Raw genomic sequence first — 23104 nt, 5'->3', positions numbered from 1 at the left:
AGTATAAGGGGTGGACTATGGCTGTGAATGGTTCTTTGACAATTGGCAAATACCTTCAAGGGCAGGCACACGCTCTGGCGTCACATGAAGCCGTTGTTTACAGCACGCTTGGAATTCGTTATTCATATCAGGAGTTTTATGAGTTAACCGAAAAAGTGGCAAAAGGCTTAATGGCCCTCGGGGTCAGGAAAGGGGACCATATTGCAGTCTGGGCGACCAATGTTCCGGAGTGGATTTTGCTTCAATTTGGGTCTGCACGAGCTGGTGCTGTCCTTGTAACGGTAAATACAAGTTATCAGCAAAACGAGCTTGAATATCTTCTAAAACAGTCGGATGCCAAAGCTCTTTTTTTAATCGAAGGATTTAAAGATACATCCTATGTGCAAATGGCACAAAGCATTCAGGTGAAAAAAGAACAATTCCCATATCTTGAAAAGCTGATATTTATGGGGAATGAAGCACAGGACAACATGTTGTCCTGGGAAGAAATGCTGAACGCTGGCGAAGCCGTTTCGGATGATGATCTTGCCCAAAGAGAGCAAAGCCTGCACCCGGATGATGTCATCAACATGCAATATACGTCAGGGACAACTGGTTTTCCCAAAGGCGTCATGTTGACGCATAACAATATAATGGGCAATGCTCACCGGCTGGCTGCAGCAATGAAACTCTCCAGTGAGGACCGCCTTTGCATCCCGGTTCCATTTTTTCATTGTTTTGGATGTGTCATAGGAACGCTTACAGCCGTTTCGGCAGGCGCCACCATGGTGCCTGTCGTCCAGTTCAACCCGAAAGAAGTGCTGGAAACCGTTGAAAAAGAAAAATGCACGGCTCTTCATGGCGTTCCAACCATGTTTATTGCTGAGCTAAACCACGACGACTTTGAACGCTATGATCTTAGGTCGCTGCGAACGGGTGTGATGGCGGGGTCTACCTGTCCAATTGAAGTGATGAAAAGTGTTATCAACAAAATGGGTATGTCAGAAATCACCATTGCCTATGGCCAGACGGAAACCTCTCCGGTGTTTACACAGACGGTTCCTGATGATCCCATTGAAAAACGGGTGGAGACTGTAGGAAAGCCGCATTCTGGGGTTGAAGTAAAGGTGATCGACCCAGTTACAGGAAATTTATTGAAAGCTGGAATGCAGGGAGAGCTTTGTACCAGAGGTTATCATGTGATGAAAGGTTATTATAAGATGCCTGAAGCCACAGCCAATGCCATTGACTCTGAAGGCTGGCTGCATACAGGCGACCTGGCTGTTATGGACAATGATGGCTATGTGGCAATCACAGGCCGTTTAAAGGATATGATCATACGCGGCGGAGAAAATATTTATCCTCGTGAAGTGGAAGAATTCTTATATTCCCATCCATCGATTCTTGATGTTCAGGTGATTGGGATACCCGATAAGAAGTATGGTGAAAAAGTAGCGGCCTGTGTCCAGTTGAAGGAAGGGCAGCAGCTGACCAAGGAAGAATTGGTGGATTATTGTCATGGGAAAATATCAAAGTTTAAGATCCCGGAGCATATTTTCATTATGAAAGATTATCCCATGACGGCCTCCGGCAAAATTCAAAAGTATAAACTTCGTGAAGAGGCACAACGACTGATGAACGTAAAAGAAGACCTGGTAAGGTAAAATCGTCCGCCCAGCGGACGGTTTTTTCTCATCAGATCGAAGAGGCGGGCTCAAAGTAAAGCGTTGTACCGATACTTGTGTAAGATTGACAAAACTAGCAAAAGTTTAACTTTTTCTTTCCTTCAACTCTATTTTCAAGTAAAATAGGATATGGATTGTTAGCACTTACATAAGCAGGCAGAATGTACATCAATTGTATAACAGACGAAGGAGGAAAAATCATGAAACGAAATCCGCTTATTCCTTTTATATTCACTGCAGTGATTGGTATTATTCTCGTTATTGGCATGTCGTTTTGGGGAATACATAATCAGGAACAAGCGAAAAAAGAAAAAGAACAGGCAGCACTGGATCCGGCAGCGATTTTCAAACAAAACTGTGCTTCCTGCCATGGACAAAACCTTGAAGGCGCGGTTGGACCGAACCTTCAAAAGGTTGGGGGCAAGTATTCAAAAGAGCAGATTACCGACATTCTTAAAAATGGTAAATCAGGCGGAATGCCGGCGGGTGTTGTAAAAGGTGAAGAGCAACAAATTATCGCTGACTGGCTTTCAAAGAAAAAGTAACAGAAAAGCTGACTCCGGACGACACAGTTGATGTGTTGTGCAGAGCCGGCTTTTTGTTTTTTTAGCACGACTTGTTCATAATAAGAACTATGAAAATAAAAGCAGGTGGAATTAATGAAAAGAGATAACCTTTCCCTCAGGCTGAGAACGGTGGCAGCCTATGTACACAGGGAGGCAGTGATGGCGGATATCGGATCTGACCATGCCTATCTTCCGTGTTATTTGATCCTTGAACACCAGGTGGTCTATGCGATTGCCGGTGAAGTCAATGAAGGTCCATACCAATCCGCTCTCCGCGAAGTTCAGGCGGCCAACCTTCAAAACAAAATATCAGTGCGCAAGGGAGATGGCCTGGACATACTCTCTCAAAACGAGGCAGATGTGATCACCATTTGCGGGATGGGCGGACAATTAATATCGAGTATTCTGGAAAAGGGAAAAACGAAGCTTGAAGGGGTAAAAAGACTCGTGCTGCAACCCAATGTTGGTTCAGATGCTGTAAGAAAATGGTTGATAAAAGAAAACTGGGTCCTTGTCCATGAAGAAATAATTAAAGAGGACGGTAAAATATACGAAGTTCTTGTGGCCGATTCGGACAAAATGGAGCAGCCTTATAGCGAAAAAGAAGAGCTGGAATTGCTTCTAGGTCCGTTTCTCATGAAAGAGAAAAATAAGGCATTTGTTGAAAAGTGGAAAGGCGAACTTCATCAGTGGGAAAAGATTCTGCAGCAGATGGAACTAAGTGAATCCCCGGATTTGACCGAAAGAAAAGCAAGTTTGCAAAAGCGTATTGATTCGGTGAAGGAGGAGCTAAATCTATGAGTAAATTTGCAAACGGACAAACGATTATTTCAGATCTGCATGTGCTCGCACCTAAACAATTAGCAGAAGAAGGGGATCCGATTGGTTTGCAGGTAGGAAACCTTAATCAACCGGTAAAAAAGGTAATGATTGCCCTGGATGTATTGGAGGAAGTGGTAGATGAAGCTATTGAATCAGGAGTGCAGCTCATCGTTGCTCACCATCCCATGATTTACCGTCCCTTAAAAAAAGTTGATCTATCCACTTCACAGGGAAGGTTGATTGAAAAGCTGATTAAGCATGATATCGCGGTTTACGCAGCCCATACCAACCTTGATGTTGCTAAAGGTGGAGTGAATGACTGGCTGGCAAATGCGATGGAGCTTCAAAACACAGAAGTGCTTAAAACCACTGTTAGGAAGCGGCTGTACAAACTGGCCGTTTATGTTCCTGAACAGCATAGCACTAAAGTGAGAGAGGCGATGGCTGCCGCAGGAGCAGGACACATTGGAAATTACAGCCATTGTACCTTTAACACATCAGGCAAAGGCACATTTAAACCGCTCGAAGGGACTGATCCTTTCATTGGAACAAAAGGCCAGTTAGAGGCGGTCAGCGAGCTTAAAATCGAAACCGTTGTATCGGAAGCAAGAATGAACCAGGTGCTGGCGGCCATGGTTCAGGCTCATCCTTATGAAGAAGTGGCTTACGATTTATATGAACTAAAAAACGAAGGAGAAGCTCTGGGAATTGGAAAAATCGGAATGCTGAAAGAACCGATGGAGTTTGAAGCCTTTATTGCCCATGTGAAAAAAACGCTGGATGTTCCCTCGTTGCGAGCGGTGAAAGGAAACAATAAAAAGGTACAAAAGGTTGCAGTGGTTGGAGGGGACGGAAATAAATTCATTTCTTCTGCGGTTATGAAAGGTGCAGATGTTCTTGTAACCGGTGATATGTACTATCACAATGCACATGATGCCCAGGCGGCGGGCCTTTCGATTGTGGATCCCGGACATAATGTGGAGAAAATCATGAAAAAAGGGCTCCGGGAGTATCTTACGGCAAGTTTGGCAAAAAAGGGATACGTAACCGAAGTCGTATCTTCCGAGGTACATACCGATCCGTTTCTCTTTTTCTAAACAAAAAAAGTCTGGTTCAATTTTCTTGAACCAGACTTTTTTTATTTTGCTTTTACTTTTGGCAATATTTTGGCCAAACTTACTTTTCGTTCTTTTTCCCATGTTGAAGGATCCATCTCGTCGTACTGTTCGAGAAAAGAGATGACTTCCTTGGTAATCGGGGTTGGGGTAGAGGCTCCTGAAGTAACACCGAGTGTCTTCACACCTTTTAGCCAATCCAGCTCAATTTCAGTCACATCTGCGATCCGGTAAGCCTGTGTTCCTGCGATTTCCTGCGACACCTGAGCAAGGCGGTTGGAGTTGTTGCTTTTTGGGTCTCCAACCACAAGAACGAGATCACATTCCTTAGCCTGTTCGGCAACTGCTTCCTGACGAACTTGAGTAGCCAGGCAAATTTCTTTGTGGACCTCGGCTTCAGGATATTTTACTAGAAGCTGTTTGATAATCTCGGCTACATCCCACTGGCTCATAGTTGTTTGGTTAGTGATCAGGATTTTTTTGTTATCAATTTGCAAGTTTTGAATATCCTGCACATTCTCGATCAGGTGAACCGCATGGGGAGCAATACCAATGGCTCCTTCGGGTTCAGGGTGACCTTTTTTTCCAATGTAAATCACTTCATACCCGTCTTGTTCCTTTTCACGGATCAAATCGTGGGTCTTGGTTACATCGGGGCACGTGGCGTCTATTTCCATCAGCCCTTTTTCATGGGCAAGGCGCCGCACTTCAGGTGATACACCATGGGCGGTGTAAATCACTGTACCGGATTCAATGTTTCGGATAATATCCAGACGGCTTTTGCCGTCCAATGTAATAATTCCCTCTTCTTCAAAAGCATCGGTTACATGTTTATTATGAACAATCATGCCCAGAATATAGATAGGACGGGGCAATGATGGGTCTTTAGCCGCCTGTCTTGCTAATACCATGGCATCAACAACACCATAGCAATAACCTCGAGGAGATATTCTTACTACCTTCATGTACATCTCTCCCTTATACAACGTAAAAGTAGGATATGCAGAATGCGTCACGAAGACGGTTCTGAATACCTTATACCATTATAAAGGAGAGTGTATCAGAAAACAATGAAGGGACCCTGCCCCGCTAGATAAACAGCTTGGGTGCAGGCTGCAGCTTTTTGACCGGTCCTTTTTTCGGAGCTTTTGGCGGTGCTTGGATGTTCTTTACCTTTGGAGCAGCTGGGGCAGCAGCAGGACCGATCATAATTTTTGCATCTTCAGGTGTTCCTTCGGGAATATCATATGGAAAGCTTGAGCTCTCCCCATTTACAGGCAAATCATAAGGAAAACTGCTTTCATCCAGCCATTCACTGTTTACTTCGATTTTAACAGGTGACTTGGACTGGGGCTTTTGCTGGACTTTTGGTGTCTTTTTGGTTGGAGCAGCAGGCTTTGGTTTCTTTTTGGATGGTGTTTCTGCCTGAACCTGGATCATGGTTTCTTTTTGAGCTTTGGCTTCTTCTCTTGCTTCCTTTTTTTCTTTAAAGGCTTTATTGGTATTATCCCTGAATTCCTTCAGCGATTTCATCATGTCTGGCAGATTTTTAACCATTGGTCCGTATTGTTTAACCATCGGGCCCATTGTTTCAGCAACTTGCAGCATTTTTTGTACGTTTTCCACCATGGTCAGCATGTTCAATGGTGATCTTGCCGCACCGCCCAGGCCGGGCAGGGACCGCATGCCGCCTGTAGGAGCGAATCGTTGTCCGGGCGTTACATTGGCATGAGGCGTACGTCCGCCCTGAGGACCTTTAGGGGGAAATGGATACATGGTTTTGACCCTCCCTTCAAAAAAATACCCTTCCCTTAAAGATATGAAATGGAAGGCCAGGAGGTGTGCGGATGTCATGCTATTAGGCAGATTTCCTATTCTACATAGCTAAATTCAAAGACTTCCTCTATAATACTAAAAGTAGACCCTACAAATGTAAAAAGTCAGGTGATAAAAATGAAAACAGCGTTTGACCGTTTAAATATAAAACCTTTTTTATTAAACGCAATGACCGAGCAAGGATTTAAAAAACCAACCGATATTCAGGAGCGGGTTGTTCCAGGAATATTGAACGGCCACGATATTATCGGCCAGTCACAAACCGGATCAGGAAAAACTCTTGCTTTTTTGCTTCCAGTTCTGAGCAAGATCGATCCAGCGAGAAATGAAATTCAGGCTGTGATTACTGCACCAACAAGAGAATTGGCACAACAGATTTTTGATGAGTACGAAAAACTGGCTCCTTATTTTCCCGAAGATCAGCATGTGCGGGCCAAAACCGTTGTCGGTGGAACAGATCGAAAACGAATGGCAGACCGTTTGAAGAATGCACCCCATCTTATCATAGGAACACCGGGCCGCATAAAGGATCTGGTTAACAATGAAGGAATCAGTATTTTTTCGGCGACCACACTTATTGTTGATGAAGCGGACCAGATGCTGGATATGGGATTCATTGAGGATGTGGACCAGGTGGCCTCACGCATGGCAAATGAAATTCAAATGCTGGTGTTTTCGGCAACGATACCTGAAAAGCTGCAGCCTTTCCTCAGAAAGTACATGAATAATCCCCGGCATGTTCATGTCAGCCCTGAACAGGCAACAGCCAAAGAAATCAAGCACGTGTTAATCCCGTTAAAGCACAGGGATAAGAAGAAAACATTGATTGAGGTGGCAAAGGCCTATAATCCATATCTTTGCTTAATTTTCGTCAATACGAAAAAAACTGCGGACGAGGTCGCGGATGCTATGCTTGCAGAAGGAATGAACGTTGAACGCATTCATGGGGATGTGCCTCCGCGTGAGCGAAAAAACATTATGAAGCGCGTACAAAAAGCCGAGTTTCAATATGTAGTTGCGACAGATCTGGCTGCGCGCGGTATCGATATTAAAGGCATAAGCCACATCATTAATTTTGAACTGCCGTCCGATTTGGATTATTATATTCATCGTACAGGCAGAACGGGACGTGCGGGCATGTCTGGTATTGCAGCTACAATTTATGAACCATCTGACCAACTGGCGATTCAAAAATTGCAAAGCCGAAACATCCACTTTGTTCAGGAAGAACTTAAAAATGGGGAATGGATCGAGGTTCCAGTTCGGATAAGAAGAGCAGCCGTTCCAAAAGGGAAGTCTGGTGTCAGCGTTCCAAAACCGAAAAAAGTAAAACCAGGCTACAAGAAAAAGATGGCGGAAGAAAAGAGAAGAATGGAAAAAAGGCAAAACCGCAATAAAAAGTAACAAACCGGTTAGAGAAGGAGAACAAGCCATGCTAAAACTAGGATCACATGTATCTATGAGCGGCAAAAAAATGCTGCTTGGCGCGAGTGAGGAAGCTGCTTCCTACGGAGCAAACACTTTTATGGTATATACCGGCGCTCCCCAAAATACGCGCAGAAAAAAGATTGAAGACCTTAACATTGAGGCCGGGATCAAGCATATGCAAGAAAACGGCATGACGGAACTCGTGGTGCATGCTCCATATATTATAAATATCGGAAACTCATTGAAGCCCGAAACGTTCCAATTGGGAGTAGACTTTCTGCGTTCTGAAATTGAACGGACCGCAGCAATCGGCGGAAAGCAGATTGTCCTTCACCCGGGTGCGCATGTGGGTGCCGGAACAGAAGAGGGGATCAAAAAGATCATTGAAGGATTAAATGAAGTACTTACCCAGGATCAAACCGTGCAGATTGCGCTTGAAACCATGGCCGGAAAAGGCTCAGAGTGCGGACGTACCTTTGAAGAGCTTGCAGCCATTATAGAAGGGGTACATCTAAATGACAAGCTTTCCATCTGTTTTGATACGTGCCATACGCATGATTCCGGCTATGACATTATCAATGACTTTGATGGCGTGCTAAATTCATTTGATAAAATGATCGGGCTTGACCGCCTGAAAGTCCTTCATATCAATGACAGCAAAAACGAATGCGGAGCGAGCAAAGACCGTCACGAAAACATTGGGTTTGGGAAAATCGGATTTGATGCGTTGAATTACATCGTTCATCACCCGCAGCTCGATGATATTCCAAAAATTTTAGAAACTCCTTATGTGGGAACGGATAAGAACAACAAAAAGCCTCCTTATCAATTGGAGATCCAGATGTTGAAGAATAAAGAATTTGTTCCTACTCTCCAGGAGCAGCTACTAATGGTATAACTAAAAAGAGGCGGAAGGTGAACTGCACTAAGTGCGTGCAGTTCATGTCCGTCTTTTTTTTATCTGTTTAAATAATTGTTGATTAAGTATTGGATGGTTGCTGCTTTTTCGCGATTGACTTCTTGAGCTATGGCTTGAATGATTTCTTCCCGTTGTGCAGCATTCATTATGTTTATGTTATATCTTCTTAAAATGTTTACCACCTGAGTGGCTTCCTGCATAGAAACCGGAAACTGGTGCTGTGCTGCCAGACTGACGAGCTCTTGAGCAGTAAGCTGATTCAACTTGTTGTTGATCATATGAACCATGATCGGATTCATGATATCCCCTCCTGTCACCCTATCCTATGAAGGAGCGGAAAAAAAGTGAACAGAAAAAAGCCGTTTAATACGGCTTTTTGAGTGCAACATTTATATGAAAGAATGAAAGACAAAGTTAATTAAAAATAATAAAGCGATGATGTACATCGGAGCAGGAATCTGCTTTCGTTGCCCAACAGCCATTTTTAAGATGGGGTATGCGATGAAGCCAAATGCCAGCCCGTCCACAATACTGTATGTGAGCGGAATGAGCGCAATGATCAAAAATGCAGGAAAACCTTCTGTGAAATCAGACAGAGGAATCTGCTGTATGTTTTGAACCATCAATCCTCCAATAATGATCAGAACAGGAGCAATTGCCCCATCCGGAATCAGACTTAAAAATGGTGTAACGGCAATGGAGGCAAGGAACAGGATTCCAGTCACCACACTTGTCAACCCGGTTCGACCGCCTTCTGATATACCGGCTGCACTCTCTACAGTAGAAATGGTAGGACTTGTCCCGAAAACTCCGGAAATAAGAGATGTGACCGCATTGGCCTGAAACGCTTTTGGAAACTTTTTTTGGTCCGGAAGGAGGCCGTGCAAGAGTCCCATGTTTTCAAACGTTACAATCATGGTTAAGGAAAATGTAGCGATCCAAAAAGGAAGGCTCCACACTCCCTTAAAATCGGCCCCGAAGAAAAGCTGCATAAATGGAGCAAGTTCCAATTTGGTATGTGAATCTTCCGCCGCATGTGCCCATCCTGTCACATAGCCAATCAGACAGGTCACCGCAATTCCGATAAGAAAGCTTCCTTTTATGTTTCTTGAAAAAAGAAACAGAGTAATAATAAGCCCAATGATTGTCAGCAAGGTTGTGGGATGGCTTAAATGGCCAAGTTTCACAAATGTGGTTGTGCTCGCTTCAATAATACCGCCTTTTTGAAGGCCGATAAATGCCAGGAACAATCCAATTCCTACGGTTATGCTATGCTTTAAGGAAGCTGGGATGCTTTCTGAAAGGACATCTTTAAGCTTTGTTGATGCGATGATAAGAAATAAAATACCTGAGAGAATAACAGCAGCGAGCGCTTCTCTCCAGGACAGCCCCATACCCTGTATAATCGTATAGGTAAAGAAAGCGTTGACGCCCATACCCGGAGTCAATATGATAGGGGCATTGGCGTAAAACCCCATAAAGAAACATCCGGCAACTGATGTCAGAATGGTAGCCAGCAGTACACCGTAATAGGGCATTCCGGCATCCGCCAAAATCAGCGGGTTGACGATGATGATGTAGGCGACCGTAAAAAACGATGTAACCCCCGCCAATATTTCCCGTTTCACTGTACTGTGGTGCTTTTCTACTTCAAAAAATCTTGATAACTTCAAGTGTTTCCCTTCTTTATTTACTTATCCCTCGCCCACCCGGCATCCTGTAATCGCAGGCTGCCAATTTAAAATTATAACGCAATGCTAACCATTTGACTACTTCTTCTTTTGATCAATGGGATTAGCGTTGAGCTAAAAAGGATGATACATATGAACCATAAGGCAGTTTGTTTTGATATGGATGGAGTACTGGTAAATACGATGGACGATCACGCCAAAGCTTGGCACCACGCGTTCCGAGAACAGGGGCACGTGATCGAAGCGGCTGATTTTTACGAGCTCGAAGGTATGCCAGGGATGCAGACCATTCTTCATGTGAACCGTATTCACGGACTTCAGCTTGCTTTGGAACAGCAGGAAGCCATCTACCGCAATAAGCGGGCTCACTTTGTGAAGCATTCCAAGTATGGGTTTTATCAGCACACCATAGAAGCGCTTAAAGGTTTATCACAATCCGGAATTCCCATTGGTTTGGCAACGGGCAGCAGGAAGGAATTTGTGAATGAGGTACTGGAAAAGCTTGAGGAGATGGGTATAAGATTTAATGCGGTGATTACAGGTGATGATGTTGAAAAGGGTAAGCCTTCACCTGAGCCTTACGAAAAGGTCTTTGCGCAATTTTCATACCATCCAAATGAATGGATCGTTGTTGAAAATGCACCACTTGGCATCCAGGCAGCTGTGTCCTCAGGAGCATTCGTTCTGGCTCTTTTAACTACATTGCCTGAAGAGAAACTGAATTTGGCGAATAACATTTTGAAGCATCATCAGCAACTTAATGAATACTTATTACGCAAAGTTGGCGTGCAGGCGAGGGATTTTACAAAATAAAGGGTTTCTTGTATACTTTACAGGAATATAAATCGTAATCGTTACTATTGCATGGAGGCGCTTATGTCAAAACACGATAATACGGCTGCCGTGAAAATTGAGAATATATCTTTTCATTATGGAGACAGGTATGTTCTTGATCGTATAAATTTTGAAATACCAAATGGCGCATTTATGGGGATTGTCGGCCCAAATGGCTCCGGAAAATCCACACTGATTAAATGCATTCTGGGATTGCTGAAGCCTCAATCTGGAAAGGTATCCTTTTTTGGTATTCCTCTCAGCCGATTTAAAAATTGGGGAGAAGTTGGATATGTCTCCCAAAAAGCAAACAGTTTTAACACGGCTTTTCCTGCAACCGTCTATGAAGTGGTGTCGATGGGGTTGTTCGGTAAGGTCGGGCTTTTCCGTTTTTTAACGAAAAAACATAAACAAAAAATATTGGAGGCCATCGAAACGGTTGGAATGACTAACTTTATTCACCGGAACATCGGTGAACTTTCAGGCGGACAACAGCAGAGAGTATTTATTGCAAGAGCCCTGGTAAGTGATCCCAGGCTGCTTATACTGGATGAACCGACGGTAGGAGTGGATGCAGCATCTGTATCCAACTTCTATGAGATGCTTAAGAGCCTCAATGAAGAAAAAGGACTGACTTTATTGCTCGTTACCCACGACGTTGGTGTTATGTCCGACTATGTAACCCATGTCGCCTGTTTAAATAAACAGCTGCATTTTCATGGAAACACAAAAGAATTTAAAGAAATTTCAAAAGAGGGTTTTTCTCAGATGTATGGGCATCATGTCCATGTACTGGAACATCATCATTAACCGGAGGAAGTTTGGATGTCATTTCCGTTTTTTCATTATGAATTTTTACAAAATGCGTTTTTAACCGGCATCATGATCGGTCTTTTGGCCCCGGTTCTTGGCGTATTTATCGTTGTCAGAAGACAGTCCCTGATCGCTGATGCACTCTCACACATTACGCTGGCCGGCATCGCGGCGAATTTGATGCTTGGCCGCAGCTCTGGCTTTTTCCAGGGGTTGAACCCGCTATATATGGGGATGGCTTTTTCAGTAGGTGGAGCAATTGGAATTGAGCAGCTTCGTAAGGTTTACAAGCATTATGAAGAGCTGGCGATTCCTATCATTATGTCTGCAGGTATTGGACTTAGCGTCATTTTTATTTCATTGGCGAATGGTTTTAATACGGACTTATTTAATTATCTTTTTGGAAGTGTGCTGGCCGTGAAAAAATCGGATGTTTGGACCGTTTTTTTCATCCTTTTGCTCGTGTTTGCATTTGTCCTGTTTTTGTACAAGGAACTTTTTGTGCTTTCTTTTGACGAAGAACAGGCAGCGGTTTCCGGAATTAAAGGTAAGTGGATACAGTTTTTGTTTATTATCATGGTAGCCTTGGTTATTGCATCCTCCATGAAGATTGTCGGGATTCTCCTGGTTTCCGCGCTGATGACACTGCCTGTGGCGGCAAGTCTTCGCATTGCCAATGGCTTTAAGCAGACGTTTGTTCTCTCAGTTATTTTTGGCGAGACAGCTGTCATTCTCGGCTTAATTTCTTCGTATTACTTGAACCTGGCTCCCGGGGGAACTATTGTCATGCTCTCTGTGCTGATATTGTTGCTCTCCCTTTCCTGGAAAAAATGGAGAGCCAGAAAACCGATATTGAGTGAATAGTGGAGGTGGCAACAATTGGATGTATTAACGGCGATGGATTTATTAAAAAAGAAGGGCTTTAAATACACAGACAAGCGCAGAGATTTGCTGAAATTGTTTTCGGATGAAAAACGCTATCTAAGTGCAAAAGAGGTTCAGGATGCCTTAAAAGAGAATTATCCGGGGCTCAGTTTTGATACCATATACAGGAACCTCTCCACTTTTTCAGAACTCGATATCTTAGAAGAGACTGAACTCGAAGGAGAAAAGAAGTTCCGATTTACGTGTCCCACCAAAGAGCATCATCATCATCTCATCTGTCTGAAATGTGGAAAGACAAAAGAGATCAACGCCTGTCCGATGGAAAATGTAACAACGGATTTATCCGACTTTCAGGTAACAGGCCATAAGTTTGAAATTTACGGTGTATGCCAGGTTTGTATAAATTGAATCGGAGGGTATGATGGTTCTCCAAATGGCACATCCTAGCTGTAAAAGGAGGAGAGTCATTTGCCAACCGTTAAATGTAATGTCGCAAATTGTACCTATTGGGGAGAAGGCAACAACTGTGTTGCTGATGCCATCCTTGTTGAAATTGATAAGCATGCAAATAAGGATTACAAAATGGAAGCAAGCGGAGAGCTGATTGGAGACGCAAAGCATAAAGACAGTGCTGATAAATCGGCTGAAACATGCTGCCATACGTTTAAACCAAAGCAGTAATAAAAAGAAAGGAGCGCCGAGCGCTCCTTTTTATTATGGGCCTTTTATGGATTTCATAATTATTAACAACTATATTTCAACAGGATCAAGACATACTAAAAACGCTCCAATTTAGAAAGAGAGGGATTAGTATGGCAGAAAATAAGGAATTTGAATCGGAATACAGGCAGGAGCCTGTTAACCGTGATCCGGATTACAGAGAGGAAATGGCTGCTGATGTTGTGCCCATCACAAGCGGTACAGCACTGCGGGAATACGAGCGTCCGCAAGACAACTCAGAGATTCATGAAAGGCGAAAAGGGCAGGAAACCAGGGAGGATCAAGGCCAAACCGGAAGAGTCATTGGCATGTTTTCGGTTATTCTCTCTGTCCTTTCATTGTTCATTCTTCCCGTTCTTTTTGGCGCTGCCGGTATTATCGGAGGATTTGTTGCTGTAAGGCGCGGAGCTGCCACTTCCGGTTACTGGGCGATCGGAATTGGAATTGCCTCTATCGTAATCAGTTTGCTGTTTGCACCTTTCTTTTAGAAACAACCTGTGGAGCACATAAAAAAAACCCCTGCCGCGCTGGCAGGGGTTTTCCATTTATACAAGTTCAGCTTGCTGTTTTGCATGATATTCTTCAGCCAGCTTGTCAATTTCTTTTTTCAGTTCATCAAGCAACTGATCTTCAGGAATCTTACGTACAATTTCGCCGTGGCGGAAAAGCAGTCCTTCGCCTCTGGCACCGGCGATTCCGATGTCGGCTTCTCGTGCCTCGCCAGGTCCATTTACGGCACATCCGAGAACGGCTACTTTAATTGGAGCACGCACTTTGGAAATGTATTCTTCCACTTCATTGGCAATGGAAATCAGATCAATTTCAATTCTTCCGCATGTCGGGCAGGAGATGAGTGTAGCAGCATCAGAAAGCAATCCAAAGGATTTAAGAAGTTCTCTTGCTACTTTTACTTCTTCTACCGGGTCGGCACTAAGGGAAACACGAAGTGTATTTCCAATACCTTTGTTTAAAATAACGGCCAGTCCGGCAGCACTTTTTACAGTTCCGGCAAATAAGGTTCCGGATTCGGTAATACCCAGGTGAAGCGGGTAGTCAAAGGCCTGTGCCGCTTTTTCGTAAGCTTCAATGGCCAGATTGATATCGGATGCTTTCATGGAAACAATGATGTCATGAAAGTCCAGATCCTCAAGGATTTTAATATGATCAAGGGCGCTTTCAACCATTCCCTCCGCTGTTGGATATCCGTATTTTTCAAGATATTTTTTTTCGAGGGAACCGGCGTTTACACCAATTCGAATTGGAATGCCTTTTGCTTTGGCTGCTTTAACGACAGCCTCCACTTTTTCCCGGCGTCCAATGTTTCCCGGATTGATTCTAATTTTATCAGCTCCGCCTTCAATGGCTTTAAGAGCTAGTTTGTAGTCGAAGTGGATATCAACCACAAGAGGGATGGAGATTTGTTTTTTTATATCAGCAATAGCTTCTGCTGCACGCATGTCAGGACAGGCGACACGCACAATCTGGCAGCCTGCCTCTTCAAGGCGTTTAATTTCAGCAACAGTTGCTTCCACATCATGAGTCTTCGTTGTTGTCATACTTTGAACAATAACCTGATTGTTTCCGCCAATGGTTAAAGGGCCTACTTTTACAGGTCTGGTTTTTGAACGATGCGTAATTTCACTCATAGGTGAACCGCTCCTTTAATCTCTATTTATTCATAACAACAGATCTTTTCTATCTGTACAATAGTCTATTTTAGCAAGGATGTCTTTAGTTTGGCAAGGAAACGAGTCCTTTAGTTCTTTTTGTACACAGGAAAATTATAGCTTTTGCCCACCTGGATACTTTCCGGACGTATTCCGTGATTCAAACGCTGAAAGTCCTTTGTCAGGTCGGGGATCGGTTTGGAAAGGGAGGATGGATTCAGTCTTTCAATCACTGACAGTACCGTATCTCCGGAAGAAATTTTGACCTTTTGATAAGGTGTGCTATTTTGGATACTAATTGCGGCAACAGGAGCCGCCTTTTGATTGTACGGCTGAAGGGTACCAACCTTGAGATCATAGGCAATCGTATAAACGACAACAAGGGTCAGGCAAATGTATATAAACTTTTTCATGAGCTTGTCCTCCTTTATTTAGGACATGTATATGTACGAGCGATAAATTTATTCCTTTTTTGTCGCTGTTGAAGCTTCAAGGATAAGTTTGCGGGGAGAAAGATGTGTGGTGTAAAATGGGAGATGTATCTTAAAAAGAGAGAGAAAGATACATGGGTACAGATGGGAAAAACAAATTATGAGGTGGAGTATAAACATGAATCGGAATGTAAAATGGTTAATTCCAATGCTGCTTGCACTTGTATTTATGGTTCCTTTAAAAGCATTTGCTGACGCAGCTCCCGGAGATGTCATCGTTACATTGGGGGAAGATTTGACTCCGGATCAAAAAACAAAAATTTTGAATGAAATGGGCGTATCCTCAGATGTGGATACTGTTACCGTAACGAACGAGGAGGAACATCAATATCTCGGTAAATATGTTTCAAAGGCCCAGTTGGGCACCCGGGCGATTTCATCTTCAAAAGTTACCCTGGCAGAAAAGGGGAAAGGGCTTCATGTCGAAGCTAAAAACATTAATTGGGTAACAGACAGTATGATTGTGAATGCTCTTGTTACCGCGGGCGTGAAAGACGCCGACATTTATGTGACCGCCCCTTTTGAGGTATCGGGTACAGCAGCCCTTACAGGAATTTTAAAAGCATATGAACAAAAAGCAGATGTAAACATTCCCGAAGAAAAAAAGCAGGTAGCCAATGAGGAAGTAGTTAAAACCGCTGAGCTTGGTGACCGTATTGGAACCAAAGAAGCGACCCAGCTGATTACCGAAATCAAACAGGAGCTTGCGGATCATCCGGTAAAAAATGAGAGTGAACTCCGTGATTTGATCAAACGCGTAGCTGAACGACTGGGAATCACATTGACGGATGATGAATTAAACAGCCTGGTTTCACTATTTAACAAGATGAAGGATTTGAACATTAACTGGGATAAAGTTCGGGACCAGCTGCAGAACGTCAGAGATAATCTTGATGGTTTTCTCAATAAAGAAGAAACACAATCGTTTCTTCAAAAATTCATTGATTTCATTATTTCCATCATAGATGGCATAAAAGGTCTTTTCCAAAAGTAAAAGGCCATACGAAAAGGAGCCGAAACCGGCTCCTCTTTTTATGCCCTTGGCTCAGGTGTTTCTTTAATAGCAAGATGAAGGAAGAGGGAAGCTACGGCCCAATAAATAAGGAAGGAGAAGGGTACCTCGGTATGTAATAGCTTCATGACCGCAAAGAAAACCGTAGGCAGGGTAACGGAATAGGCGGACATAACCCACAATCTCCTATAATTAAGGCTGCGGCGGCGGAAGTTCTGCAAAACAAGGCCGATGACGGCGAGTACAGTTACCCCGATAAACTTCATGGCTACAGTAAAGAGGTAAATGAACAAAAAAATCAATGGAAGCAATATAGGTAGTAAATCCGAAAGCTTATTGATCAAGGAATTCACATCCTGTTTGGTCAGTGTTACATCACCCAGTGTCTGATACGGAAAGTCTTGTGTTTCACCACCCGATGTAATGATCGCCTTGTTCTTTAGCATTGCAATGACATCATTGTACTTATTTAGGTCACTTTCTTTTACGGTTCCTGTTGTGTCAAAAATAAAAGTTTGATTGTCATCCGTTTGTATGACGGGTTTTTTGAGCTGGGAAGTAAGCATTCCATCCTTTAAAGTGAAGTCTGGTATATCGGACTTCATGGATTGCTCAAATTCCTCGATGCCTGATTTAAAGGCCGTGGAAAATGTAATTCCAAAGGGAATGGAAGTGAGAAAAATAAGAAAAAATATGTATCCGATTGCTTTTCCAACCCCTTGAAAGCGCAGACGCGCCACAGTCTGCGGGGAATACAGACTTTTAATAAAATGATTGACAATTCTCATGGAACTCCTCATTTCCTAAATGGTCTCAATTAATTTTAGCGAATAATGAGAAAACAAACAATGTGCAGCCATTGGTTTGTTAAGGTTTTCGGAAGCATCTTTACAGAACATTTATAAAACTAGATAATATCAGAAGGATGATTAGTTAAAAGGGGTTGTCAAATACATTGAGTGTTCAGGATATGCTGTTTCAGTTTTTGGGCGGGCTCGGCCTTTTTCTTTTTGGAATCAAATATTTGGGCGAAGGGCTTCAGAATTCTGCCGGAGACCGGCTACGAAACATTCTTGACAGTTTAACAACAAATCCATATACAGGGGTTCTCACTGGTCTGTTTTTTACGATATTAATTCAGTCCAGCTCCGCCACCACTGTAATGACTGTCGGACTTGTTAATGCACGCATGCTTACATTGAGACAGTCAGTGGGAATCATTATGGGAGCTAATATAGGCACAACCTTTACCACTTTTATTATTGGCTTTGATGCAGCAGCCTACGGTTTGCCTTTGCTCGCAGTGGGTGGATTTTTTGTTTTCTTTATTCGCAGCTATAAATATATTTCCATTGGACGAATTCTTTTTGGACTTGGCGCACTCTTCTTTGGATTACAGTTGAAGGCATCGGGAATTGAGCCGCTGCAAGTCCTGGATTTTAAAAATTTAAATGACCAACTTAATGACCAGCCCTTTTTGGGGATAGCCATTGGGACACTAGCTACTATGTTTATGCAATCCTCCAGTGCAACTGTAGGAATTCTTCAACAAATGTTTTCCATGGATTGGATTCATCTGAACGGTGCCCTTGCTGTATTGTTTGGTGAAAACATTGGAACAACCATCACCGCAGTAATTGCAGCCATCGGAGCTTCTCAGAATGCCAAGCGTGCGGCGCTCGTTCATGTGCTTTTTAATGTAATCGGCACCGTCATTTTTTTCATTTTCTTTATCCCCTACAAAAGCATTATTGAATGGGTTGCACGCACGATGAATTTAAAGCCGGCGATGGAAATCGCATTTGCACACGGCTTTTTTAATGTGGCAAGCGTCATAATTTTGTTTCCGTTCATTTCATTGTTGGTTTATGCTGTAACCCGTTTGATCAGGGATGATGAATGGACCGTTGATACCCAAACGGTGAAGCTTGATGAAAAAGTGATTAACAGTTCAGCTGAATTTGCCTTGCATCAGGCGAGACAGGAATTGCTGAAAATGGCGGCCTATTCCCGGGAAGGCCTTAGACTGGCGTTGCTTTTTTTTCAAACACGAAAAAACCGTTATGCTGACACTGCCATGCAGTATGAAGAGGAAATTAACCGGTTTGACCGACAAATCACAAAATTTCTCGTAAAATTATCGATCCATTCTCTTTCCAAAAACGAATCAACTGAGCATACGATGCTGCTCAACCTCTGCAAGGATATCGAACGGGTGGGGGACCATATGAAAAATATGATTGATCTGGTCTGTTTTATGGGCAGAAACAATATTAAGCTTTCAGAGGTCACTTCCAGGGATTTTGAGAATATGATGATTCTTACCCAGTCTTGTCTGGAAAAGGCCATTAAGGCGCTGGAGACCAATAATAAGTTCATGGCTGAAGAGGTACTGTCCATTGAAGATGATATTGATGAAATGGAAAGAACGTTGAGAAAGAAGCATATTCAGGATATCAACAATAATTTGAGCACCGGCCAGGAAAGTGTTGTCTATGTTGATTTCATCAGCAATCTGGAACGCATCGGTGATCATTCCGTTAATATTGCAGAAGCTGTTCTTGAGCGATGAAAAATGCAGGATAGTTGGAGGTAAAACGTTGGATTATTTATATTGGACGCTGATCATCTTGTCTTTTCTGTTGGCCTTTGCCGGCTTAATCTATCCGATTTTGCCAGGCGCACTGTTTCTTGTACTGGGGTTTGTTTTGTATGGCCTGTTTTATTCCTTTCACTCCTACACGATCTTCTTTATCGTTGTGCAGTCCGTTCTGCTGGCGAGTTTGTTTGCTGTGGATTATGTCAGCAATTTATATGGAGTCAAGAGGCGGGGAGGTTCGAAAGCGGCAATATGGGGGAGTACCATCGGCCTGCTTGTCGGGCCGTTTGTCATTCCGGTAGCCGGTATTATTGCAGGTCCTTTTATCGGGGCGTTTCTGGCAGAACTCGTTATTGGACGCAAATCACCCATGGATTCCTTCCGAGTCGGTGTAGGCTCAGTTCTTGGCTTTTTGGGAGGGACGGTAGTCAAGATCGTCATTCAATTGATCATGGTAGGATACTTTTTGTACGTCGTTTTGTAAAAAAGTACTTGCTAAGCGGATGGGAACATGCTATATTTATATCTGTCTTCTCGACAACGGCCAAAAGGGCGTTGAAAAAAAGAGTTGACTTACATAAGGGAAAAATGATATAGTAATTCTTGTCCCTAAGCGGACAACATAATTGTTCCACAGTAGCTCAGTGGTAGAGCTATCGGCTGTTAACCGATCGGTCGTAGGTTCGAGTCCTACCTGTGGAGCCAACTATGGCGGTGTAGCTCAGCTGGCTAGAGCGTACGGTTCATACCCGTGAGGTCGGGGGTTCGATCCCCTCCGCCGCTACCATTCTTTTAGGCGATGGCGATCGTGGCGAAGTGGTTAACGCACCGGATTGTGGTTCCGGCATTCGTGGGTTCGATTCCCATCGGTCGCCCCATTTTACTTACATATATGATATACTGAAACCACATGGACCCTTAGCTCAGTTGGTCAGAGCGGTCGGCTCATAACCGATTGGTCGTAGGTTCGAGTCCTACAGGGTCCACCACATACAATCATACGGAGGTATACCCAAGTCTGGCTGAAGGGATCGGTCTTGAAAACCGACAGGGGCTTAGCGGCTCGCGGGGGTTCGAATCCCTCTACCTCCTCCATTTACTTATTTTATAGAGGAAAAGTTCCTCATCTGTGGACAGAAACATCGTCCAAAACCATAATATCATCGCGGGGTGGAGCAAGCCTACGACGGTGAATCAGCACCAATGATGGCTTGTCTCGACGGATACACTTCAAGAAAAAATCGCGTAGAGGAAGAGACAACAAACTTGGACTCATCGTCCAAAACCTTAATATCATCGCGGGGTGGAGCAGTCTGGTAGCTCGTTGGGCTCATAACCCAAAGGTCGCAGGTTCAAATCCTGTCCCCGCAACCAAAGTGGCTCGATAGCTCAGTCGGTAGAGCAGAGGACTGAAAATCCTCGTGTCGGCGGTTCGATTCCGTCTCGAGCCACCATTTCTATACATACGTAACCTTTGCCTTTCAGGCAAAGGTTTTTTGTTTGCATACTTTCAAAATCAATGAGTCGAATATACTCGAATAGGGTCGATATAAACTGTTTGAGAGTAAATAGGGTTTTTTTGAGAATAAATCGCTTTATTTTGAGAATAACCATTCAATGTTTGAGAATAATACAGGGATTTCGAGAGTAAGTAAATATCTTCTGCCAAAATGAGGCTAAATAAGGGGAGATCTGCTGCTCTTCATCAGAGACTTGACAAAAAAAGTTGTTAAACTCAGCATTTTGGATGAGATTTACCGCTTTTTAAACCATTTTAAAGTAAACAAGGTATCGTGCTCTATTCTGTTGTACATAATAAGCTTCGGTGAATAAGGGTTTATCGTTGAAAGATAAGGGAAAATCTGATAATGTATGTGTTGTGCTACTTATTAAACATTCTTGTTGACTAAGTTTTCAATTTGGGTTTTCCCAAAATGAAATAAAAAAATGAACTACATATCAAGGAGGAGATGTATCATGGCAAAGTTTGAACTGCCTGCTTTACCTTATGCCGCAAACGCACTTGAACCACACATTGATGAGGATACGATGAATATCCACCATGACCGTCATCACAAGACATATGTTGACAACTTGAACGCAGCTCTTGAAGGCCAATCTGAGTTTGAAAGCAAAAACTTAGTTGACATTCTGACTAACCTTGATTCTCTGCCAGAAAACATTCGCACGGCTGTACGCAATAACGGCGGCGGGCATGCGAACCACAGCTTGTTCTGGGAAATCCTTAAACCAGGCGGATCCAATGAACCAACTGGTGAAGTGGCTGATGCCATTAACAACAAATTTGGAAGCCTTGATGCTTTCAAGGAACAGTTCGCAAACGCTGCAAAAGGCCGTTTCGGATCTGGCTGGGCATGGCTTGTTGTAAATAACGGTGAGTTGGAAGTAACAAGCACTCCAAACCAGGACAACCCTGTAATGGAAGGCAAAACACCGATTCTTGGACTTGATGTTTGGGAACACGCCTATTACCTCAAGTATCAAAACAAACGTCCTGACTATATCAACGCATTCTGGAATGTTGTAAACTGGGATGAAGTTGAAAAACGCTACAACGAAGCAAAATAAGCAAGTATTTCAGGTGAAAGCCGGTTTCCACAGGGGAGCCGGCTTTTGTTTTGTATCTTGAGATTACAATAAAAACCAATTTCCTGATTGGCGAATAGCCCCTTACAAGTGGTGAAAACTACATGTGAATTGCAAAGGGGCGAGAATTATGAAATTTAAATTGTTCGGAGATACAGACAGAACGAAGGAATTGCTTTTATTGCTTGTGATTGGCGGACTTTTCTCGCTGAGCACTGCCTTGTCCAATACATTTGTTAACATCTATTTGTGGAAACAGTCTGGCGAATTGAGAGACATTGCTCTATATAATTTATCCATTGTGTGCATTCAGCCTGTTGCTTTTTTTATTGCCGGAAGATTAACCAAAAAAATTGACAGAGTTATTGTACTTCGGATTGGTGTTACCATCCTGTCGCTGTTTTATTTGTTTGTGCTTTTTCTGGGAGATCAGGCAAGCGACCGTCTTCTTATGCTTGGCGGCCTTCTTGGGGCGGGATCAGGGTTTTACTGGCTGGCATTTAATGTGTTGACGTTTGAGGTAACTGAGCCCGACACGCGTGATTCGTTTAACGGCTATCTTGGTGTATTGACGTCGTTATCAGGTATGGTGGGACCCATGACCTCGGGGTTTTTAATTTCCCAGCTGGATAAGTTTACTGGATATCGCATTATTTTTACCGTATCTCTGTTTTTGTTTTTTACAGCTGTAATAATCAGCTTTTTTCTGAAACGGCAAAAAGCAGAAGGAAAGTTTTTTTTCTGGAAAATCCTTAAATCCCGGGTGGACAATCGAAACTGGGCTCGTATTTTGAATGCTCATTTCTTTCAGGGGTTTCGCGAAGGCACATTTATCTTTTTGATCGTCATTTGGGTTTATATTATTTCAGACAGCGAATTTGCGCTTGGCACGTTTGGACTTGTTCAGTCGGCGGTATCCTTCATCGGTTATTTTGTGGTATCCCGGTACATGAAAAAGGAGCGAAGGAAAAAATCCATTTTTGTTGGAGGTTTGATCCTGTTTCTTTCTCCGTTTTTGTTTTTAATGAATGTCACCTTTCCACTATTAATGTTTTACGGTGTAGTGATCTCGATCGCCTATCCGCTCCTTCTTGTTCCTTATGTTTCTTTGACCTATGATGTGATCGGAAGATGTGACGATGCGGGGCCGATGAGAGTGGAGTATATTGTCGTGAGAGAACTTTTTTTAAATGCCGGACGAATCCTTTCGATTGTTATTCTGTTGATCACGATTCAGTTCTTTAATGGGGACTACAGCATTCCTCTGTTGCTTCCAATCTTGGGAGCCGGGCATTTTGTCATTTACTTTTGTGTGCGTTCCATTCGTTTTTCAACCCTTCAAAAATCGGATATTATATCCAACTATTCACAGAATAATACAGATCGGGAAGACGGCAGCAGAGTGTGACATTTTTCTTTCCGAAACAGTGATTTA

Annotated in this window: 24 protein-coding genes and 7 tRNA genes; 24 read left to right on the top strand and 7 right to left on the bottom strand. The window is 43.2% G+C overall.

What is annotated here, in order from left to right; genetic code table 11:
• Positions 1 to 17 precede the first annotated feature (17 nt).
• The 4 genes from BLT53_RS09560 to BLT53_RS09545 all read left to right on the top strand — a co-directional run bounded on the left by BLT53_RS09560 (position 18) and on the right by BLT53_RS09545 (position 4149).
• Positions 18 to 1643 carry an AMP-binding protein gene (locus BLT53_RS09560; RefSeq protein WP_090234393.1) on the top strand — a complete coding sequence of 542 codons (1626 nt, stop codon included), beginning with the start codon at positions 18 to 20 and terminating at the stop codon, positions 1641 to 1643.
• A gap of 221 nt (positions 1644 to 1864) precedes the next feature.
• Positions 1865 to 2209: a cytochrome c550 gene (gene cccA / locus BLT53_RS09555; RefSeq protein WP_090234392.1), complete on the top strand. Its 345-nt coding sequence runs from the start codon at positions 1865 to 1867 to the stop codon at positions 2207 to 2209.
• A 114-nt stretch (positions 2210 to 2323) separates the two neighbouring features.
• Positions 2324 to 3031, top strand: coding sequence for a tRNA (adenine(22)-N(1))-methyltransferase (locus BLT53_RS09550; protein WP_090234390.1), 708 nt, complete (start codon positions 2324 to 2326; stop codon positions 3029 to 3031).
• Positions 3028 to 4149, top strand: coding sequence for a Nif3-like dinuclear metal center hexameric protein (locus tag BLT53_RS09545; RefSeq protein ID WP_090234388.1), 1122 nt, complete (start codon positions 3028 to 3030; stop codon positions 4147 to 4149). Before BLT53_RS09550 ends, BLT53_RS09545 begins: the two co-directional genes overlap by 4 nt.
• A 41-nt stretch (positions 4150 to 4190) precedes the next feature.
• Here the strand turns inward: BLT53_RS09545 and BLT53_RS09540 are convergent, their stop codons facing one another.
• Positions 4191 to 5132: a 4-hydroxy-3-methylbut-2-enyl diphosphate reductase gene (locus BLT53_RS09540; protein WP_090234387.1), complete on the bottom strand. Its 942-nt coding sequence runs from the start codon at positions 5130 to 5132 to the stop codon at positions 4191 to 4193.
• Between the two features lie 124 nt (positions 5133 to 5256).
• Positions 5257 to 5943 carry a VrrA/YqfQ family protein gene (gene vrrA, locus BLT53_RS09535; RefSeq protein ID WP_170834294.1) on the bottom strand — a complete coding sequence of 229 codons (687 nt, stop codon included), beginning with the start codon at positions 5941 to 5943 and terminating at the stop codon, positions 5257 to 5259.
• Positions 5944 to 6120: 177 nt separating this feature from the next.
• On the opposite strand from vrrA, the gene BLT53_RS09530 reads away from it, so the two are divergent.
• Together BLT53_RS09530 and BLT53_RS09525 are read left to right on the top strand one after the other, a co-directional pair.
• Complete coding sequence (locus BLT53_RS09530; protein WP_090234384.1) at positions 6121 to 7407, top strand: DEAD/DEAH box helicase; 1287 nt, start codon at positions 6121 to 6123, stop codon at positions 7405 to 7407.
• Between the two features lie 28 nt (positions 7408 to 7435).
• Positions 7436 to 8329 (top strand): deoxyribonuclease IV, encoded by an 894-nt coding sequence (locus tag BLT53_RS09525; RefSeq protein ID WP_090234383.1) that lies wholly within the window; start codon positions 7436 to 7438, stop codon positions 8327 to 8329.
• Positions 8330 to 8388: 59 nt separating this feature from the next.
• On the opposite strand, the gene BLT53_RS09520 is transcribed toward BLT53_RS09525, so the two are convergent.
• Positions 8389 to 8649, bottom strand: a complete 261-nt coding sequence (locus tag BLT53_RS09520; protein WP_090234381.1) for a DUF2624 family protein — start codon at positions 8647 to 8649, stop codon at positions 8389 to 8391.
• Positions 8650 to 8739: 90 nt separating this feature from the next.
• The gene (locus tag BLT53_RS09515) at positions 8740 to 10023 is read right to left on the bottom strand and encodes an NCS2 family permease (protein ID WP_090234380.1); all 1284 of its coding nucleotides are present in this window, start codon (positions 10021 to 10023) and stop codon (positions 8740 to 8742) included.
• Between the two features lie 150 nt (positions 10024 to 10173).
• Here BLT53_RS09515 and BLT53_RS09510 point away from each other — a divergent pair, with 150 nt between their 5' ends.
• From BLT53_RS09510 to BLT53_RS09485, 6 genes are all read left to right on the top strand, one after another.
• Positions 10174 to 10854, top strand: coding sequence for an HAD family hydrolase (locus BLT53_RS09510; protein WP_170834293.1), 681 nt, complete (start codon positions 10174 to 10176; stop codon positions 10852 to 10854).
• Between the two features lie 63 nt (positions 10855 to 10917).
• Positions 10918 to 11685 (top strand): metal ABC transporter ATP-binding protein, encoded by a 768-nt coding sequence (locus BLT53_RS09505; protein WP_090234376.1) that lies wholly within the window; start codon positions 10918 to 10920, stop codon positions 11683 to 11685.
• Positions 11686 to 11700: 15 nt separating this feature from the next.
• On the top strand, positions 11701 to 12552 hold the full coding sequence (locus BLT53_RS09500; RefSeq protein WP_090234375.1) for a metal ABC transporter permease: 852 nt from the start codon (positions 11701 to 11703) through the stop codon (positions 12550 to 12552).
• A 15-nt stretch (positions 12553 to 12567) separates the two neighbouring features.
• Entirely contained in the window at positions 12568 to 12981 is a 414-nt protein-coding gene (locus BLT53_RS09495) for a Fur family transcriptional regulator (protein ID WP_090234374.1), read from the top strand.
• A 60-nt stretch (positions 12982 to 13041) separates the two neighbouring features.
• A complete protein-coding gene (locus BLT53_RS09490) occupies positions 13042 to 13254 on the top strand; it encodes a DUF1540 domain-containing protein (protein ID WP_090234373.1) in 213 nt (70 codons plus the stop codon).
• 131 nt (positions 13255 to 13385) lie between these two features.
• Entirely contained in the window at positions 13386 to 13781 is a 396-nt protein-coding gene (locus BLT53_RS09485; protein WP_090234372.1) for a hypothetical protein, read from the top strand.
• A gap of 57 nt (positions 13782 to 13838) precedes the next feature.
• Here BLT53_RS09485 and ispG read toward each other — a convergent pair whose 3' ends face one another.
• Both ispG and BLT53_RS09475 read right to left on the bottom strand, forming a co-directional pair.
• Entirely contained in the window at positions 13839 to 14939 is a 1101-nt protein-coding gene (ispG, locus tag BLT53_RS09480; protein ID WP_090234370.1) for a flavodoxin-dependent (E)-4-hydroxy-3-methylbut-2-enyl-diphosphate synthase, read from the bottom strand.
• Positions 14940 to 15049: 110 nt separating this feature from the next.
• Complete coding sequence (locus tag BLT53_RS09475; RefSeq protein WP_090234369.1) at positions 15050 to 15373, bottom strand: hypothetical protein; 324 nt, start codon at positions 15371 to 15373, stop codon at positions 15050 to 15052.
• Between the two features lie 196 nt (positions 15374 to 15569).
• On the opposite strand from BLT53_RS09475, the gene BLT53_RS09470 reads away from it, so the two are divergent.
• Positions 15570 to 16445 (top strand): DUF1002 domain-containing protein, encoded by an 876-nt coding sequence (locus BLT53_RS09470; RefSeq protein WP_090234368.1) that lies wholly within the window; start codon positions 15570 to 15572, stop codon positions 16443 to 16445.
• Between the two features lie 38 nt (positions 16446 to 16483).
• On the opposite strand, the gene BLT53_RS09465 is transcribed toward BLT53_RS09470, so the two are convergent.
• Positions 16484 to 17251, bottom strand: a complete 768-nt coding sequence (locus BLT53_RS09465) for a DUF1189 domain-containing protein (protein WP_170834292.1) — start codon at positions 17249 to 17251, stop codon at positions 16484 to 16486.
• Positions 17252 to 17418: 167 nt separating this feature from the next.
• Here BLT53_RS09465 and BLT53_RS09460 point away from each other — a divergent pair, with 167 nt between their 5' ends.
• From BLT53_RS09460 to BLT53_RS09410, 11 genes are all read left to right on the top strand, one after another.
• Positions 17419 to 19035, top strand: coding sequence for a Na/Pi cotransporter family protein (locus BLT53_RS09460; protein WP_342027849.1), 1617 nt, complete (start codon positions 17419 to 17421; stop codon positions 19033 to 19035).
• Positions 19036 to 19063: 28 nt separating this feature from the next.
• Positions 19064 to 19546, top strand: coding sequence for a DUF456 domain-containing protein (locus BLT53_RS09455; RefSeq protein ID WP_090234365.1), 483 nt, complete (start codon positions 19064 to 19066; stop codon positions 19544 to 19546).
• A 146-nt stretch (positions 19547 to 19692) separates the two neighbouring features.
• Positions 19693 to 19767, top strand: a tRNA-Asn gene (locus BLT53_RS09450).
• 5 nt (positions 19768 to 19772) lie between these two features.
• A tRNA-Met gene (locus tag BLT53_RS09445) sits at positions 19773 to 19849 on the top strand.
• 15 nt (positions 19850 to 19864) lie between these two features.
• Positions 19865 to 19940 (top strand) — tRNA-His (locus tag BLT53_RS09440).
• Positions 19941 to 19974: 34 nt separating this feature from the next.
• Positions 19975 to 20051 (top strand) — tRNA-Ile (locus tag BLT53_RS09435).
• A 13-nt stretch (positions 20052 to 20064) separates the two neighbouring features.
• A tRNA-Ser gene (locus BLT53_RS09430) sits at positions 20065 to 20157 on the top strand.
• A 202-nt stretch (positions 20158 to 20359) separates the two neighbouring features.
• A tRNA-Met gene (locus tag BLT53_RS09425) sits at positions 20360 to 20436 on the top strand.
• 4 nt (positions 20437 to 20440) lie between these two features.
• A tRNA-Phe gene (locus BLT53_RS09420) sits at positions 20441 to 20516 on the top strand.
• A gap of 523 nt (positions 20517 to 21039) precedes the next feature.
• Positions 21040 to 21651 carry a superoxide dismutase gene (locus BLT53_RS09415; protein WP_061971094.1) on the top strand — a complete coding sequence of 204 codons (612 nt, stop codon included), beginning with the start codon at positions 21040 to 21042 and terminating at the stop codon, positions 21649 to 21651.
• 148 nt (positions 21652 to 21799) lie between these two features.
• A complete protein-coding gene (locus BLT53_RS09410) occupies positions 21800 to 23077 on the top strand; it encodes an MFS transporter (protein WP_170834291.1) in 1278 nt (425 codons plus the stop codon).
• The last annotated feature ends 27 nt before the right edge of the window (positions 23078 to 23104 follow it).

Source organism: Fictibacillus solisalsi, from assembly GCF_900103485.1.
In the GTDB taxonomy this organism is placed as follows: Bacteria; Bacillota; Bacilli; order Bacillales; family Fictibacillaceae; genus Fictibacillus_C; species Fictibacillus_C solisalsi.
Note: the sequence above shows the minus strand (reverse complement) of the source record. Positions and strands in the feature narration are given on the sequence as shown.

Bases quoted from the DNA above. Each gene is read 5' to 3' on its own strand.
- BLT53_RS09560 (WP_090234393.1), top strand. From the start codon at position 18: ATGGCTGTGAATGGTTCTTTGACAATTGGCAAATACCTTCAAGGGCAG.
- cccA (WP_090234392.1), top strand. From the start codon at position 1,865: ATGAAACGAAATCCGCTTATTCCTTTTATATTCACTGCAGTGATTGGT.
- BLT53_RS09550 (WP_090234390.1), top strand. From the start codon at position 2,324: ATGAAAAGAGATAACCTTTCCCTCAGGCTGAGAACGGTGGCAGCCTAT.
- BLT53_RS09545 (WP_090234388.1), top strand. From the start codon at position 3,028: ATGAGTAAATTTGCAAACGGACAAACGATTATTTCAGATCTGCATGTG.
- BLT53_RS09540 (WP_090234387.1), bottom strand. From the start codon at position 5,132: ATGAAGGTAGTAAGAATATCTCCTCGAGGTTATTGCTATGGTGTTGTT.
- vrrA (WP_170834294.1), bottom strand. From the start codon at position 5,943: ATGTATCCATTTCCCCCTAAAGGTCCTCAGGGCGGACGTACGCCTCAT.
- BLT53_RS09530 (WP_090234384.1), top strand. From the start codon at position 6,121: ATGAAAACAGCGTTTGACCGTTTAAATATAAAACCTTTTTTATTAAAC.
- BLT53_RS09525 (WP_090234383.1), top strand. From the start codon at position 7,436: ATGCTAAAACTAGGATCACATGTATCTATGAGCGGCAAAAAAATGCTG.
- BLT53_RS09520 (WP_090234381.1), bottom strand. From the start codon at position 8,649: ATGAATCCGATCATGGTTCATATGATCAACAACAAGTTGAATCAGCTT.
- BLT53_RS09510 (WP_170834293.1), top strand. From the start codon at position 10,174: ATGAACCATAAGGCAGTTTGTTTTGATATGGATGGAGTACTGGTAAAT.
- BLT53_RS09505 (WP_090234376.1), top strand. From the start codon at position 10,918: ATGTCAAAACACGATAATACGGCTGCCGTGAAAATTGAGAATATATCT.
- BLT53_RS09500 (WP_090234375.1), top strand. From the start codon at position 11,701: ATGTCATTTCCGTTTTTTCATTATGAATTTTTACAAAATGCGTTTTTA.
- BLT53_RS09485 (WP_090234372.1), top strand. From the start codon at position 13,386: ATGGCAGAAAATAAGGAATTTGAATCGGAATACAGGCAGGAGCCTGTT.
- ispG (WP_090234370.1), bottom strand. From the start codon at position 14,939: ATGAGTGAAATTACGCATCGTTCAAAAACCAGACCTGTAAAAGTAGGC.
- BLT53_RS09475 (WP_090234369.1), bottom strand. From the start codon at position 15,373: ATGAAAAAGTTTATATACATTTGCCTGACCCTTGTTGTCGTTTATACG.
- BLT53_RS09470 (WP_090234368.1), top strand. From the start codon at position 15,570: ATGAATCGGAATGTAAAATGGTTAATTCCAATGCTGCTTGCACTTGTA.
- BLT53_RS09465 (WP_170834292.1), bottom strand. From the start codon at position 17,251: ATGAGAATTGTCAATCATTTTATTAAAAGTCTGTATTCCCCGCAGACT.
- BLT53_RS09415 (WP_061971094.1), top strand. From the start codon at position 21,040: ATGGCAAAGTTTGAACTGCCTGCTTTACCTTATGCCGCAAACGCACTT.
- BLT53_RS09410 (WP_170834291.1), top strand. From the start codon at position 21,800: ATGAAATTTAAATTGTTCGGAGATACAGACAGAACGAAGGAATTGCTT.